The 17,264-nt window shown below is 39.7% G+C and carries 12 protein-coding genes; 6 read left to right on the forward strand and 6 right to left on the reverse strand.

Annotated features, from left to right (window positions below; all coding sequences use genetic code 11):
* Positions 1-3: 3 nt before the first annotated feature.
* Positions 4-2,952, reverse strand: a complete 2,949-nt coding sequence (locus A6M13_RS00305; RefSeq protein WP_066542117.1) for a transglycosylase domain-containing protein — start codon at positions 2,950-2,952, stop codon at positions 4-6.
* Between the two features lie 385 nt (positions 2,953-3,337).
* On the opposite strand from A6M13_RS00305, the gene tyrS reads away from it, so the two are divergent.
* Positions 3,338-4,630 carry a tyrosine--tRNA ligase gene (tyrS, locus tag A6M13_RS00310; protein ID WP_066542118.1) on the forward strand — a complete coding sequence of 431 codons (1,293 nt, stop codon included), beginning with the start codon at positions 3,338-3,340 and terminating at the stop codon, positions 4,628-4,630.
* 167 nt (positions 4,631-4,797) lie between these two features.
* On the opposite strand, the gene A6M13_RS00315 is transcribed toward tyrS, so the two are convergent.
* From A6M13_RS00315 to hisJ, 5 genes are all read right to left on the reverse strand, one after another.
* Positions 4,798-6,111, reverse strand: coding sequence for a hypothetical protein (locus tag A6M13_RS00315; protein ID WP_066542119.1), 1,314 nt, complete (start codon positions 6,109-6,111; stop codon positions 4,798-4,800).
* Between the two features lie 12 nt (positions 6,112-6,123).
* The gene (locus A6M13_RS00320) at positions 6,124-6,756 is read right to left on the reverse strand and encodes a hypothetical protein (protein ID WP_066542120.1); all 633 of its coding nucleotides are present in this window, start codon (positions 6,754-6,756) and stop codon (positions 6,124-6,126) included.
* 344 nt (positions 6,757-7,100) lie between these two features.
* Positions 7,101-7,706 (reverse strand): 30S ribosomal protein S4, encoded by a 606-nt coding sequence (gene rpsD, locus A6M13_RS00325; RefSeq protein WP_066542121.1) that lies wholly within the window; start codon positions 7,704-7,706, stop codon positions 7,101-7,103.
* Positions 7,707-7,938: 232 nt separating this feature from the next.
* On the reverse strand, positions 7,939-8,418 hold the full coding sequence (locus tag A6M13_RS00330) for a GAF domain-containing protein (protein ID WP_066542122.1): 480 nt from the start codon (positions 8,416-8,418) through the stop codon (positions 7,939-7,941).
* Positions 8,419-8,436: 18 nt separating this feature from the next.
* Positions 8,437-9,228: a histidinol-phosphatase HisJ gene (gene hisJ / locus A6M13_RS00335; protein ID WP_066542123.1), complete on the reverse strand. Its 792-nt coding sequence runs from the start codon at positions 9,226-9,228 to the stop codon at positions 8,437-8,439.
* 110 nt (positions 9,229-9,338) lie between these two features.
* Between hisJ and A6M13_RS00340 the strand changes: the two genes are divergently transcribed.
* The 5 genes from A6M13_RS00340 (at position 9,339) to A6M13_RS00360 (ending at position 17,250) form a co-directional block, all read left to right on the forward strand.
* A complete protein-coding gene (locus A6M13_RS00340; protein ID WP_169817400.1) occupies positions 9,339-11,048 on the forward strand; it encodes a septation ring formation regulator EzrA in 1,710 nt (569 codons plus the stop codon).
* Positions 11,049-11,224: 176 nt separating this feature from the next.
* Entirely contained in the window at positions 11,225-12,358 is a 1,134-nt protein-coding gene (locus A6M13_RS00345; RefSeq protein WP_066542125.1) for a cysteine desulfurase family protein, read from the forward strand.
* A 7-nt stretch (positions 12,359-12,365) separates the two neighbouring features.
* Positions 12,366-13,568 (forward strand): tRNA uracil 4-sulfurtransferase ThiI, encoded by a 1,203-nt coding sequence (gene thiI, locus A6M13_RS00350; protein ID WP_066542126.1) that lies wholly within the window; start codon positions 12,366-12,368, stop codon positions 13,566-13,568.
* 300 nt (positions 13,569-13,868) lie between these two features.
* Entirely contained in the window at positions 13,869-15,446 is a 1,578-nt protein-coding gene (gene mbcS, locus A6M13_RS00355) for an acyl-CoA synthetase MbcS (RefSeq protein WP_066542127.1), read from the forward strand.
* 289 nt (positions 15,447-15,735) lie between these two features.
* Positions 15,736-17,250, forward strand: coding sequence for a long-chain-fatty-acid--CoA ligase (locus tag A6M13_RS00360; protein ID WP_066542128.1), 1,515 nt, complete (start codon positions 15,736-15,738; stop codon positions 17,248-17,250).
* Positions 17,251-17,264: the final 14 nt, after the last annotated feature.

The raw sequence follows: 17,264 nt of genomic DNA on the forward strand, positions 1-17,264 counted from the left end.
TTTTTATTCGCCGCTTTCTGATTCGCCTTCACTTGCTGGAGGTGTCGGTTCTTCTGCAGCGGGTTCCTCTACTTCCGGTTCTGGTTCTGGCTCACTTGGTTGCTCTGTCGCACTACCAGAGGATGAGCCGCCACTGCCTGAAGAAGAGTCAGAGCCTAAAGAATTACCACCAGATGAACTGTTATTCGTATTGCTTTCTGTCGGACGTTCTTCTGGTTCCGGTTCTGTAACTACAGGTGCGCTGTATGATACAACATTTGAAGCACCTGATTCACGGCCTGCAATATCAACAGCTGTTACGTAATAAGAGCCATAGTTAATTGTACGCGCACGTGAGCTACTTTCGGCAACTGTCGCAATGCGTCCGCCACCTTGACGATATATATAATATCCAACGACATCTCTAGATGAAGAAGCTGACCATGACAAGGTTGAACCACTTACGGCCGCACTGGGTGCACTGGGTGCAGCACCGTCATCGCCCATACTGCTCACAGCACCGCCGCCATAAGAAGCACCAGAGATTAGTTTCGATGCGTCACCGCCATATGTGCCAAGCATACGTTTTGCAAAGCTTGGGCTTAAGGCGACGCCACCGCTCGTAATAAAGGCAGAAGGTGTACCATTAAGTGGTTGATATTTTTGACCACGGATTGTTACAGCGCTTGATGCTGTTATACTATCATCTGCTTTTATAGGAACAAATACTTTTGCATTAAATAAATCTGTTTCAGCAAATCCAGCTGCTGAACATGCATTTGATAATGCGCGTCCTGAAATACCACAGAATGTTTTAGATACGACATTTTCAGGGCGTTCCATTTTTGTATTTGGATTTACTAATTCAGGGTCCGTTGCGTATACGGTATTCATTAATGTTGCCCATAATGTGTTAATACGTGTGCTCGGTTGCCCATATGTGTTTGACATTGTGTCTAACGGTTTTGGCTTACCGTAACCCATCCATGCACTTAATGTAATGTTTGGATTGTACGCCATTACCCATACGTCATGGAAGAACTGAGAAGTACCCGTTTTCGCAGACATATTTGTCGGGTTGAATTTTAATAAGTTAGCAGCACGGTTCGTTGTACCACCTTGTTTAAACGTATCTTTTAACATATCTGAAATAATATACGCTGTTTCAGGTGAAAATACCGGCGTTGGATTTAATTCATGTTCGTAAATTAAATTGCCATCTAAATCTTCAATTTTTGCAATCATATAGCCTTCATTATACGTTCCTTCGTTTGCAAATGCTGCAAATGAAGCGGTATTTTCAGCTACAGTTGTTTCAACACCTGCACCTAACGCAGCTGACGGATTGCTTACGTGATCCATCGTGATACGTTCAGGGTTCATTTTTTGTAAAAATTCACCTGGCGTATATTCTTGTAGCTGCATGGCGAATAAACGAATCGCCGCTAAGTTTTGAGATGATGCTAATGCTTTACGTGCTGGAATTAATCCTAATTCTTGCGTTGGGATAAAGTTTTTCGGGTCCCAATCACCGCGTCCTAAACGTACATCGACTACTGGGCTACCTGCACCAATGAAGCCATATTCTAACGCAGGTGCATATACTAATAATGGTTTTACAGTAGAACCTAGTGAACGGACACCTTGTGTTGCATAGTTGAATTCAGTGATTTCAAAGTCACGTCCACCAACGAATGAAATAATGCGCCCTGTTTTACTATCCATCAGCACAGAACTTACTTGTACAGGCTCTTTTATTTCAATTGTTTCGCCTGTTTCAGGGTCTGTAGCTGTTGATGTTAATGTTTGACCATATAATTCAAATTCAGCTGCTGCTTTATTCATCGCATCATACATTGTTTTATCAATCGTTGTATAAATACGATAGCCACTTGAACGCATATCACGGTCAGCTAAAATTTGATACTTTTCATATAATTGTTCATTTTGTGTTAATTGTTCTTTTGTAACACCATCTTTTTCAGCGAGCATTTCCATTAAAATATCTGTTGTACGACGCTCAACCTCGTATGTGATGTATGGGTATAAATCGGTTGCAGAAGCTTGTTTTGTACGGAAGTCAGCGACAATATCGTATGCTGCTGCTTCATTATACTCAGCTTCTGTAATGAAACCTTCTTCTTTCATACGGAATAGTACCGTTTTCATACGGTCAATCCCTGGCTGTAATCCTTCAGCGCCTTTTAATTCACCACGTGATGTGAACGGTGTGTATTTAAATGGTGCTTGTGGAATTCCGGCGATATACGCAGATTGTGCTAAATTTAGCTTGTCAGGCGTTGTACCGAAAATCCCTTCAGCCGCTGTTGCGACACCAGCGATATTTCGTCCATCAGCATTACGCCCATACGGAATAATATTTAAATATGCCTCTAAAATTTCTTCCTTTGTCATAAAATGCTCTAAACGCATCGCTAGTAAAATTTCTTTTGCTTTTCGCTCATATGAAACTTCGTTTGTTAAAATTTGGTTTTTGATAAGCTGCTGTGTTAATGTCGAACCACCTGTTTGTGAAGATGAGTTCGTTACATCTTGTACTAAGCCACGTAGTACCGCTTTTGGTACAATTCCATTATGTTCACGGAAATGCTCATCCTCCGTCGCAAGTACCGCATTTACAACGTTTGTTGAAACGCTTGTTAATGACGTTTCACGACGTTCTAAATCTGTGCGGACTTTCCCGATATAAATATCGTCTGCGAAGTAAATCTCACTTGTTTCTTCGTAACTGAAAATTTCTTCTCGCATCTCATCACTAGCACGTAAAGGTTCTTCGCGGACAAGGGCTGCAAAATAGCCTGCGCCGACAGAAGCAACGAATACGCCTCCAACTAATGTTAAGACAAGGAAAAATAATGCTAGGTTCCATAAAACATTCCCGGTAATACGGAGTTTCGGTACTAGCTTATGTGCAGCTACGCGGTCTAAAAAATCATTTATTTTTTTTAACATCGCTGTGTTTAATCCCTCCTAAAATCACCGTCTATTATAACATATCTTATCTACTGAAAAATATACATATTGACATCGAACTATTTTCAATTACAATAATGTGTAGATATATGTTAGCTGTGATGGTTTTGCAGTAGTATTTTGTCTCCCTGTTTAGAGAGCTATCGGTTGGTGAAAGATAGCCATAGAGAAAATATGAATTACGTTTCCGGAGCTAAGACGGTTCGTCGCGATATAGACGCTTCAAAGTGGTATTAAGTTTCCTAACTTAATGCAAGCCGGGTGGTACCGCGTTTACAAATGATTTGTTAACGTCCCTGCACGTACAAAACGTGTAGGGGCGTTTTTTGCTTTTACACGGAAATCACAATTTGGAGGCATACACATGAACGAATTATTACAAGATTTAAACTGGCGCGGTCTTTTATACCAACAAACAGACGCAGAAGGTATGGAAAAATTATTAAATGAACAAAAGGTGTCATTATATGTAGGTGTTGACCCAACAGCAGATTCAATGCATATCGGTCACATCGTACCATTATTAACATTACGCCGTTTCCAACAAGCTGGGCACACACCCATTTTATTAGTAGGTGGGGCAACAGGTACAGTTGGGGATCCATCTGGTCGTTCAGAAGAGCGTCAATTACAAACGATGGAACAAGTAGAAGCAAACGTACGCGGATTAAAGCGTCAAATGGAGCGTTTATTTGATTTCTCATCAGGTGCAGACAATGCAGCCGTATTAGTCAATAACAATGATTGGGTAGGTCCGTTAACGTTAATTGATTTCCTACGTGATTACGGGAAGCTAATTAACGTGAACTACATTTTAAATAAAGATACAGTAGCATCACGTTTAGATTCTGGTATTTCATTCACAGAATTTGCGTACACATTAATTCAAGGGATGGACTTTAATCACTTATACGACAACCATAACGTACGTATTCAAGTAGGTGGCTCAGACCAGTGGGGGAACATTACAACAGGTCTTGAGATGATTCGCAAAACGCATGATGAAACAGCGAAAGCATTCGGCATTACCATTCCACTTGTAACAAAAGCAGACGGCACGAAATTTGGTAAAACAGCAGGTGGTGCGGTATGGTTAGATGCAGCGAAAACATCTCCGTACGAATTCTACCAATTCTGGGTAAACACAGCGGATGCAGACGTAGTGAAATATTTAAAAATCTTCACATTCTTAACGCGTGAAGAAATTGAAGCGCTAGAAGTAAGTGTGCAAGAAGAAGCGCATCTACGTAAAGCTCAAAAAACATTAGCGGCTGAAATGACGAAACTAATTCACGGCGAAGAAGGTTTAGAAACAGCAGAGCGCATTACAGCAGCATTATTCTCTGGTGATTTAAAAGCATTATCAGTAGAAGAAATGAAAGTAGCCTTTGCTGGTGTACCATCTGTTGAAGTAGCAAAAGCAGACATCAACATCGTGGAATTATTAGTAGAAGCGGGCATCTCACCATCAAAACGCCAAGCACGTGAAGATGTAACGAATGGTGCAATTTCAATTAACGGTGAAAAAGTACAAGACGTAGCGTACACAGTAGATGCAAAAGACCGTTTAGACGACGCTTTCTCAATCGTACGTCGTGGTAAAAAGAAATACCATATGGTGCAGTTTACAGATCAAGCTCTTTTAGAAAGTCTATAAGCTTTGTTAGATTGCAAATATAGAATGGCTATGCATGAAATGATTTTAAGTCATTAAGTGAATAGTTAATTAGTGCGTCCGCGATGTGGAGTAGCACGAAAAACAGAAAAGTGTTAGGAGAAATTTCATCATTTCTCCTAACACTTTATTTTGTTCTAAGTCCTATTTTATGTGAGTGCATTTGTTGGATATGCTTCGAGTGCCCACTGATTGTAATACAAGTATGCATGGCAAAGTGCTAAACATTCATGGAATGTATAAGATTGATGCTCTTGATTATGCGTATAACCAAATAAAATAGTAATAGGCAAATCATGGGCAGACAATGTTGCATCAATCGCGTTCTGTAGCGGGATGGCAGCATCTTTAAATGGTGCACTCGCTAAATAGAGGAGCTTTTGTTGCTCAAACTGTATACAATTTGTTACACGAAATGGTAGCTGTTCAAATTGTTCATGCAATGTTTGTTTTACGTTTTGGAGCTGCTCTGTAGATAAGATGTCATTACTATAGATAGAAACAAGCAATAACGCCCCTTCTGTTTGCGCATGTAAATGCTTTTGCGCGACTTCTTGAAATTCTTTATTTGATGGTGCTGGCATTGGGTAAAGCTGTTGTACAGGTTCGATATGTGCTTGTGCGTATAAATGTTGCACAATACTTTCACGCTGTACTGTATACACATCGATAAGCACAGGGTCATTTAGCTGCTCATACGTTGCGATAAGAATATCAAAAAGTGTAAGTGATAAATCAGAATGTTTATGCAGAAGCGCGGCTTGTAATAATGTATCACTCACTTTTAATACATCATGATAGCGTTTTTCATTAAAGGCATGATGGAGCCAAATAATTTCAACATGAAGCGTCTCATAATGTAAATCAGTCGGTTGTAAAGTCTTTTGTAATGTTGTATATAAACGAGATGCCTGTTCTAAATGTTGTCCGTGTAATAATAAATACAGCATCGCGATACGAGCGCGTATCGCATAAAGTTCGCATAGAGGTGAAGGTGTCATTTTAGCGAAAAGTAGTGCTGTTTTGGCATATGGGAATGCTTTATCGAAGCCGTGTGTAGTAAAGGTCAACATACTAAGGCGGGCATAAGCAATCGACACAATTTGCCAATCTTCATGTTCATAGCCAAGGGAGATTGCCATTTCAAAGTGTGTCATGGCGAGTGCTTTATTATTTGTCAGCGTATGCAAAACAGCGGAAGCGCAGTGGAACATTGCTTTATATGGCTCGACCGTATTGCTAACATGTAGCAGTTGTTCACATACCGTTAAGTCATGCGCCGCACATTCAATATCATGCTGCTGGAATGCTAAACGCATACGTTGCACACGTGCTGCAAATTCAAGCTCAATATTTTGCTTCCTCTTTGCTTCTTCAATTAAGAAGGTTGCGTGTAGATGCGCCTCCTCGTATTTTCCTTGCTGCATTAAATAAAGTATTCCTTGGCTTAATTTCGGTTGCACAAAGCTTACCTCCTACGAAAAAATCTCTTCTTTGACGACATACATTTTTTTCATACGTTCTGCGTACTTCGTAAATGTCTGTTGTACATGCTTTTCATGTAGTATCGTATTTTTTGTTAATAATTTAACAATGTAAGCTTGCATTTCCGTAAATTCTCGTGGATGCTCGATATAAATTTTAAATCGCTCGCTAAATAAAATTTTCGTATCAATGCCACGGAATTGCTGAATTAATGTTGCATATTTTGTCTGCTGAATAGCAGGCAAAATACGCGTCGTATACAAATCTGCATACACATTGACTAAATCAATCGCTGCGATTAATGAAAATTCAATAGAATGTTGCACCCACGTTTTTATTTTTAAAATGGTGTCACTGGTTGTGAATAAGTGTAAAATGGCTGCACGTATTGCGTAGTACATTGTATTATTTGGTTCAAAAAATAACTGCTCATCATCATAATAATAAAAGTGCCATAAATCATTTATCAATGCGTAGGCGTGTAAATGTTGCTGCTCACTCTTACGTAGTAATGAAAAATAATGCTGACAGCTTGAAATATGTTCGTCTAGGTGAGTGTGAGTGTTATGGACAAGGTACAAATGCATTTGTTTATCAAAAACGGTTGTCATGTATTCGTTCATGCATAACTTCTTCCTTTGATTATAAATTTATATTATCAGTATAAAGAGTGTATAAGAAAAATGCAACGAATTGTCTAGTTTAGAATGATTTTAAATATTAAAATATCGTAAAATATAGGTCTTTTTACTTTATGTTTTGTAAGTGAAATAGATTGTTTTTGGAAAGTGTTACATAATTTTGAGAAGAAAGGTGAAAAAAAGAGAAGTTTTACACTTTTTTAAAATGAGTGGCTTTTTATAATTAAGTGTTAATACCTAAAGCGTAATTGTATGTTTGATGAACAGAACAAAACCCTCCTTGCACAAAATGTGCGAAGAGGGTTTTGTTGCGATATGCAACGAGATTAACGAGAGTAGTACTCTACGATTAATTGTTCGTTGATTTCAGCTGATAATTCAGAGCGCTCTGGTAAACGTACAAAAGTACCTACTTTAGAGTCAGCATCGAATGATAAATATTCTGGTACGAAGTTGTTAGCTTCGATAGCTTCAGCAACTGCTGTTAAGTTAGCTGATTTCTCACGTAAAGAGATCGTTTGACCTGGTTTTACAGAGAATGATGGGATGTCAACGCGTTTGCCATCTACTAAGATGTGACCGTGGTTTACTAATTGGCGAGCTGCACGACGAGTACGAGCTAAACCTAAACGGTAAACTAAGTTGTCTAAACGAGTTTCAAGTAAGATCATGAAGTTCTCACCTTGTAGACCTTGACGGATTTTACCAGCTTTAAGGTAAACGTTTTTGAATTGACGTTCAGTCATACCATACATATGACGTAATTTTTGCTTTTCAGTTAACTGTAAAGCGTACTCTGATTTTTTACCGCGAGCGTTCGGGCCGTGTTGACCTGGAGCATAAGGGCGTTTTTCTAATTCTTTACCTGTACCGCTTAAAGAAATACCTAAGCGACGAGAAACTTTCCAAGATGGACCTGTATAACGAGACATAATTGTGTCTCCTCCTTTAAATTTGGTTTATTTTGTGAAAAACAAATAACCAGTTATACCCGTGTCTCTACCGCATTTTATTTTCACATATGTTCGCCCTTGCAGTCTCGAGGGTTACTGATACACCTTCTAGCAAGCTAGAGGAATAAAATACAAATGGAGTTTATATAACTACTGCAGTTCATTTTACACAAACGCTATTGTATCAAAAATAATAGATGCTCGTCAACTATTAAATATGTTTCAGTAATGTTGCTGTGAAATGCTCTAAGCCTTGTTGGTCTTCAGTTGTAAAGCGAGCTTTTAGTGGGCTATCAATGTCTAACACACCAATAACTTCGCCATCTTTAATTAGAGGAATCACAATTTCTGAGTTTGTTGCACCATCACAGGCGATATGACCTGGGAACGCGTGAACATCTTCGACAAGTTGTGTCGCTTTTTGTGCAACTGCTGTTCCACATACACCGCGACCTACAGGGATGCGTACACATGCTGGTAAACCTTGGAATGGGCCGAGAACAAGTTCACCTTCTTCCATTAAATAAAAGCCAACCCAGTTAATATCTTCTAAGAAAGTATTTAATAAGGCTGCAGCATTACTTAAATTTGCAATGACATTCGTTTCACCTGTACATAATGCATCAAGCTGTTTTGTCACCGTTGTATATTGTTCGATTAATGAACCTGAATAAGCTGTTTTTGTAAACATAAATCCATTCCTTCTTTCTTATTGCCAAACGTCCTCATAAAATTGATGTAAATCGGCCGCTGTATGCGCATCTGAGCCGAACACAAGCGGGATATGTAGCGTTTTCGCCAGTTCCACATAGCGCTTTGGTGGATACTGCTCTAAGCAATGTTGCTTCGCAAGTCCAGCACTGTTAACATCTAATGCATAGCCGTGTTGCGCCATTAACTGTAATGTTTGAACGATAGATGCATCGTCATCAATGTGCTCCCCATGCGCATGCTGAAATTTGTGTACGAGTGTAGGGTGTCCGATGCGCTTCGGCTTATATGCACCTAAATCTGCGAGAATCGATTGTTGTAATGTTTCATAGTATAAATCGTAAACGCCTTGAACACTACCAATTTGTTTGCTAAAACGCATAAATTCTTCAGCAGAAAAGTCAATGCATGTATAATGATGAGCGTGTCGCAAAAAATGCACCGACAAAATACTATCATCCAACGCAGCACCATATGTTTGCAGAAATTGCGTTGTTTGTTGCTCGTAGCCGATAATATAATCTACTTCAAGGCCGACAGAAATATTAATTTGCTGTGCGTATTGTTTCTTTAGCTGTGTCACGGTATGTAGATACGGTTCTAATTGTGTAAGAAGCATACCTGAATCTTTGTCCGGTGTCGGGTCGATAAAGCCTTCAGGTAGCGGGGCATGCTCGGTAAATGAAATATCGGTAAAGCCATGTGCAATCGCTTTGTCGATATATTGTTCAAATGAATCGGTTGAACCGTGTGGGCAAAATGGTGTGTGAATATGGGCATCTTGTTTCATGTCAAATTTCCTCCCAAAAAAGGTTGTTAGTTTTCGATGATATGCAATGGAAAACATGCTAAAATAAGTAGTAATATGGTTTAAAGGGATTCCGAGACAGGAGGGTTATGATGGAAATTGCCATCCTCATACTCGCTCTTATTTTAATTGTTGCACTTATCAGTCTTAGTATACGACGAAAGCGCAAAAAAGAACTAGAGCGACTTATACAGAAAAAAGAAGAAATACAACAGCGACCAATTTCAGAAGAGTTAGCAAAAGTAAAAGATTTAAATATGCATGGCCAAGCAGAAGAATTATTTGAACGTTGGCGAGCAGAGTGGACGGAGATGGTAGACGTTCACATTCCAGCAATTGATACATTGTTATTGGAAGCTGAGGAGGCAATCGACAAAATGCGCTTTTCAAAGGCGCGTGGCATTGAGCAAGAAATTGAAGATTATATTGAGCAGTGTAATAATGATATGAATAAAATTTTAGCGGAGCTTGACCATTTAATCGGCAGCGATGCAAAAAGCCGTATTGAAATTGAACAGTTAAAAGAACAGTATCGTACAGCTCGAAAAACATTATTAGCACATCAGCATGCGTATGGTCCAGCGCTACCAGCATTAGAGCAACGTCTAGAAATTTTTGCGCCAAGCTTTGAAGAGTATGATGCCTTAACGATTGAAGGGAACTATTTAAAAGCGCGTGAAATGGTGGAAAGTTTAGTCGATGAAGCGAAGTTACTTCATGACATGATTACGGATATTCCGAATTTATTAACGGAAGTACATACGAAAATTCCGGGTATTATTCATGAGCTACGTAGCGGACACCGAGAGATGGAACAGACGGGTTATTATTTAGCGCACCTTGAAATGATGGCGTTTTTAGATGAATTAGAAATGCACTTACAACAAATTGTCGTTGATGTTCAACAGTTAGAGCTTGAAAAAGTGCGCCCGAGCTTACAACTTATCAATGAAGAATTGGACGTTTGTTATGACCAGCTTGAGCGAGAAGTTGTGGCACGTCGCTTTGTTGAACAACATGCGTTTAGTTTAAAAGAGAAGATGCTACATCATTTAATTGAATCAAAAGATTTAATTACAGAAGCGATTTTTGTACAACAATCATATCGCCTAAGTGAAGATGAAGCCGATATTCCGAAGCAAAACGCTAAGGACTTAGAAAACTTACAACGCCGTTATGATGTTGTGTTGGAGCTGTATACAAATGAACAAGCTGCGTTTTCGAGTTTAGAAGAAGAGTTAAAAGCGATTACGGCGGAGTTAGAAACAACGATTCAGCAGCAACAGCAATTTGCTGAGAGTTTAAAGAAATTACGCTTAGACGAAACGCAAGCTCGTGAAGAACTAGAACAGCTACGCAAGGAATTACATGTGCTTGAACGTAAGCTACATAAGGCGAATATTCCAGGTATTCCGGATGAGATGCGTAGTCGTGTATCAGAAGTGGATGAGCAGCTATTTATTGTAGCGAAGCATTTAGATGAAGTGCCACTGCATATTCATAATATCGAATCTAGCTTGAAATTAGCTGATAAGCTGCTGCGTGAAACGGAGCAAAAAGCGAAGGAAATGTTGGAGAACGTGGTGTTATTTGAACATACGGTACGCTACGGCAATCGCTACCGTGCAAGCAACCCAGCGGTAAACCAACGCTTCAAGCATGCCGAAAAAGCGTTTGCTGAATTGCGTTATTCAAAGGCGTTAGAGCAGGCAGGACTTGCGGTGTCAGAAATTGACCCGAAAGCATTTGAAATTATTGAACGTGCTGCACAAGAGGACTTGCAAAAAATTGCGAAACTTTAAGCACAAACATGTTTTTTTTGCGCGTAGTCGTATATAATAGGAAAAGCATAAAATCACACAGTTGATTTTAGTTGATTTTCGAACAGTCGAAAGGACTTGTCCCTCATGCATTTTGGACAAGTCCTTTTCCGATGTTATCACGTAAACGTGAAAGACCATTTAAAGGAAGGCGTCACATGATTTATTTAGATAATAGTGCAACAACACAAGTACACGATGACGTTTTAACGTCATTTGTTCAAGTGAATAAACAGTTTTTTGGCAACCCAGCGTCACTGCATGAAATGGGTGTAGATGCGAATGCGTTGTTAATGCGCGCGCGTACGCAAATTGCCGAGCTTGTGCAAACAACCGCCGAGCAAGTCATCTTCACATCTGGCGGTACGGAATCCAATAATTTTGCCTTTTATGGTGTCGCAAAAGCGAGCGCGCATAAAGGAAAACATATTATTACAACATCTGTCGAGCATCCATGTATTTTAGAAGCGGCAAAGCGTTTAGAGCAAGAAGGCTATGAAGTCGACTATTTAACAGTAGATGAAACAGGCGTTATTTCATTAGAAGAGTTGCGTCAAACGTTGCGAAAAGATACCGTGCTTGTCAGCATGATGCATGTGAATAACGAAATGGGCGCTATTATGCCAATTCGTGAAGCGGCACAAATCATTCATGCGAATAGTCGTGCTGTTTTCCATGTCGATGCGATTCAAAGCTTTGGTAAGTTACCGATTTCGTTAGCGGATGGACCAGATATGCTGTCGGTGTCTGGACATAAAATTCATGCGTTAAAAGGCTCAGGTATTTTAGCGATGAAAAAAAATATTCAAATTGAGCCACTTATTGTTGGCGGCGGTCAAGAATTTGGTCTACGTAGTGGTACGGTTGCTGTGCCAAATGCGGTTGCCTTTGCAAAAGCAGCACGTATGGCGATTGAAGCAATGCCACAAAAAGCAGCGCAATATGCAGAATGGAAAGCTGATTTATTTGCATTTTTTGCGTCATTAGGCGATTATGTAAAAGTTATTTCTACACCACAAGGAGCACCGCATATTGTTTCTGTCGGTGTAAAAGGTTTAAAAGGTGAAATTTTAATTAATGCTCTTCAAAAAGAAGGCATTATCGTGTCAACATCAAGTGCTTGTTCGTCAAAGCAGACAAAAACAAGCCATGTTATTGAGGCATTAAAAGTACCACAAGCGTATAAGGATGGAGTGATTCGTATTAGTTTTGGTGCGAATACAACATCTTCAGACATACAGCAATTCAAAGGCGTATTTGGTAAAATCGTACGCCAATTAAAAGGAGAATAAAGAACCAATGATGTACAAAGAAATTTTAATTCGCTACGGTGAATTATCAACAAAAGGCCGTAACAAAAAAGACTTTATCGCCCGTTTACGTGAAAATATTCGCTATAGCTTTTCGGATTTAGCACCACTGAAAATCCGTACAGAGCGTGACCGTATGTTTATTGAAACGGAAACACCAGAGCGTCAACATGAATTAGTAACGCGCTTACCGAAAATTTTCGGCATTCAGTCGTTCTCACTTGTGGCGTCAGCGGAAAAGGATATGCAAGCTATTAAAGCAGTTGCCCATAACATTATGGCACAATACGGCGACATTACATTTAAAGTAGAAGTAAAGCGTTCAGATAAAACGTTCCCAATGGACACACATGAAATTCAACGTGACCTAGGTGGCTACTTATTATCGAACTTCCAAAACTTATCGGTAGATGTGAAAAATCCAGAAGTACCATTACGCGTTGAAATTCGTGAAGATGCGGCGTATATTATGGCGGGCATTATTCAAGGTGCAGGTGGTATGCCAGTTGGTTCGAACGGTAAGTCATTATTAATGCTGTCAGGCGGCATCGATAGCCCAGTTGCAGCATATTTAATGATGAAGCGCGGTGTGCGTATTGAAGCGATTCATTTCTTTAGCCCACCGTACACAAGCCAAAATTCACTTGAAAAAGTAAAAGACTTAACAGACCTTTGTACGCAGTTTGGTGCGCGTATTCGTTTACACATCATTCCGTTTACAGAAATTCAAACATTAATTAAAGACCGTGTGCCAGAAAATATTTCAATGACAACAACACGTCGTATGATGTTAAAAATTGCAGACGAAGTGCGTAAAGAAATTGATGCGCTAGGAATTGTAACAGGCGAGAGTTTAGGACAAGTAGCATCACAAACATTACAAAGTTTAACAGCCATTAATGATGTGACATCAACACCTGTATTACGTCCGTTATTAAGCTACGATAAATTAGAAATTATTGATATTGCGAAAAAAATCGGCACATATGAAACGTCAATTTTACCGTATGAAGATTGCTGTACAATTTTCACACCAGCAAATCCAAAAACAAAACCGAAGCTTGAAAAGGTAGAGTACTATGAGAGCTTTACAGAGTTTGATGAGTTAATCGAAAAAGCAGTACGTAACCGTGAAACACATTCATTCCCGAAAAAGGTTGTCAAAGAAGATAAATTTGCAGCGTTATTGTAAGCCGCATAGCTAAATAGCGTTTCGTAGGAAGCGTCTCCAAATAATATGTTTATTTTGGAGGTGCTTTTTATTTACATTTTAATTAGTAGTTGGTACTAATTTATTTTACCGCTCGTTTGTAAAGAAAGTTGCGTAAAACGACTAAATTATTGATATAAGGTAAAAAATATACGCGTAAATGTGAAATTGTTACTAACTATTAAAATGTGTGGATATTTTTTTGAAAAAACAAAAAAATGCCTGTATAATATGCTGTAGGTACACATAAGGGGTGTAACCGACACAAAGGGGGAATTGACGATGGATCGAAATGAGCTTATAGCACCGCCAATTTACAATATTGTAGAGGAAATTGAACGTTATGCGAATGTATCATATGATGCACTAATTGTTCATCATGAGGATGGCCAAATTGAACGTATTTCGTATGAAGCTTTAATTGAGCGCGCGAACAAAGTGGCGCAAGTGTTACAAGAGGATGGGCTACAAAAAGGGGATGTAGCTTTAATCATGGTACCGCGTTCTGTCGAAGCATATGTTGTATATATTGCCGCATTAAAAGCAGGCTTAGCAATTATTCCGAGCTCGGAAATGTTACGTGCAAAAGATATTGATTATCGTATCGTCCATGCAGATGCAAAGGCAGTGATTGCAGATGAAGCGTATATTTCAGAATTTGACCACGCAGAGCATATTGGTGGCTTAAAGCAGTATGTGATTGGGGAAGCACATGCGCCATGGCAACCATTACGTAATCGTGTTGAAGGGAAGTCATCAACATTTGAGAACGTCCAAACGAATAGTTCAGATACAGCGTTTATTGCTTATACAAGTGGAACGACAGGGAATCCAAAAGCAGCAGTACATCCACATGCTTGGGGTTATGCGCATTTACGTACAGCAGCACCACAATGGTTAGGCATTCAAGAAGCGGATGTTGTATGGGCAACAGCAGCACCAGGTTGGCAAAAGTGGATTTGGAGTCCCTTCTTAGCGACATTAGGTAGCGGTGCGACAGCATTTGTACATAAAGGGCGCTTCGATGCGAGTGAGTTCTTACAAATCTTACAAGATTACAATGTCAATGTCCTTTGCTGTACGCCAACAGAGTATCGTTTAATGGCGAAAGTAGAAGATTTAGAGACGTATCATTTAACAGAGTTACGCCAAGCGGTTTCAGCGGGTGAGCCGTTAAATCGTGAAGTCATTGAAGTGTTCTTAAAGCACTTTAATTTACAAGTTCGTGACGGTTACGGTCAAACCGAAAATACATTGCTTGTTGGAACGATGGTTGGTATGGAGCCACGACCAGGGTCAATGGGGAAACCGACACCAGGAAATTATGTAGAAGTCATTAACGAAGATGGCGAGCCAGTAGCACCAGGTGAAGTTGGGGATATTGCTGTACATGTTTCAACACCGGCATTATATAAAGGTTACTTAAAAGACCCAGAGCGTACGAGCATGCAGTTCCGTGGCGAGTGGTACATTACAGGGGACCGTGCAACGAAAGATGAAGACGGTTATTTCTGGTTTGAAGGTCGTGGGGATGACATTATTATTTCATCAGGCTATACAATTGGACCGTTCGAAGTAGAGGATGCATTAACGAAGCATCCAGCGGTAAAAGAATGTGCAGTCGTTGCAAGCCCTGATGAAATTCGTGGTCATATTGTAAAAGCGTTTATCGTTTTACGTGATCCTGAACAGGCGAGCGACACGCTTGTAAAAGAACTGCAAGAACATGTAAAAGATGTGACGGCACCATACAAATATCCACGCGCTGTGGAATTTATTGATGATTTACCGAAAACGACATCAGGTAAAATTCGTCGTGTAGAATTACGCCAACAAGAATTTAAAAAGATTAACGCATAAAGATGCACAGAGAATGACATAAAAAGAAATATCCTTCAGCCATTACAACGGCTGAAGGATATTTTTGTGTTTTTGGTGCTACGCTACATAGCGGACGCACCTGTAAATGTGTATCATCTCGATCAACGCATTGTCACTATAAATAGAGTTTTCTCCCAACCTCAGTTATTTTTTTCTCAATCTCGTTTCTTATATGTGTGAAAACGTTTTAAAATAAAACTGTCAAAATATTCTCTCTTATGACATAATTGTAATTGAAATACGTCATTTTCTGTAAGGGGGAGATTTTTTGGATTTAGCAAAAGCAATCTTATATCATGCCTCTAGTACACCGAATCATATTGCACTTATTTATGAAGAAAACACGTATACGTATGAACAATTGAATAAAGAAATTAATCGCTTTAGTCATGGACTTCACATGAAAGGCATTAAAAAGGGAGACAAAGTCAGTTTATATTTAAAAAACTCAGACCAATTCGTCATTGCCGCATACGCATTGTGGCGCATTGGTGCAGTTGTTGTGCCCATTAACTTCCGCCTAACTGCACCGGAGCTAGCGTATATTTTGGAGCAGTCTGATTCGATTCTTGTATTGAGTGATGCCGAACTCATCGAAACAGCAAGACAAGCAGTCCAACTTGTTGAACATGATTTAGAAATTGCTGTTGTCGGAGAGGACGCACCGCATGTTGTAAATTGGCAAAGTTATCGTTCAGATGATGTCAACGAGCCAAATATAGCATTATTGCCAACAGATGATGCCCAAATTTTGTACACATCCGGCACAACAGGGAAGCCAAAAGGAGCATTGTTTACCCATAGCAATATTATTGCTGTCAATATGTCGGTAACGTATATGACGAAGTTACAGCGCGACGATGTGTATTTATTAATTGCACCAGCGTTTCACTCCGCTGGTTTAAACATGATTGTAACAACGACATTGTTTGCCGGTGCGACATTAGTCGTACAGCGCGATTTCCATCCAGTAGAAGCACAAAAGGCCGTGCAGCAGCATAAAGTGACGATGTTTTTTGCTGTGCCTGCAATGTATAACGCCATTTTACAAGTACCAAAGGGCATGTTTAACTTATCGAGTATCCGTGCGTGTAATTACGGGGCAGCACCGATGTCTCCGTCGTTAATTGAAGCATCAATTGATTATTTTGGCACTGACCAATTTTATAATTGCTGTGGTTTAACGGAAGCGGGCCCAGGTGGCGTATTACTTTTACCGGAAGAACATGCGACAAAAATCGGTGCAGCAGGAAAAGCAATGCCGTTTTTAAATGCTCGTGTTGTACGCGATGACTTCACAGATGTGGCACCGGGAGAAGTCGGGGAGTTTATTTTACGGAGTAGCTCGATTATGAAGGAATACTATAAAAAGCCCGAAGAAACACAAAAAGCGTTTCGAAATGGTTGGCTGCTTACCGGAGATTTAGCAACAATCGATGAAGAAGGTTATATAACACTTGTAGACCGCAAAAAGGACATGATTATTTCTGGTGGTGAAAATATTTATTCGGTTGAAGTCGAACAAGTGTTAGATGCGCACCCTGATGTTGTTGAAGTGGCGATTGTTGGCTTACCAGATACGCAGTGGGGCGAGGTCGTGACGGCAATTGTCGTGTTAAAAGAGGGCGCTACATTAACGTTAGAAGAGATTCAAGCATTTTGTCGAGAGCATTTAGCTGGGTATAAAGTTCCGCGCCATATGATTGAAGTGGCTATCTTACCACGCAATGCATCTGGAAAAGTATTGAAATATCATTTGCGAGAGCAATTAACAAAGCAATAAACAGTGGGAAGTTA

This window comes from Caryophanon tenue (genome assembly GCF_001700315.1).
GTDB classification, from domain to species: Bacteria; Bacillota; Bacilli; order Bacillales_A; family Planococcaceae; genus Caryophanon; species Caryophanon tenue.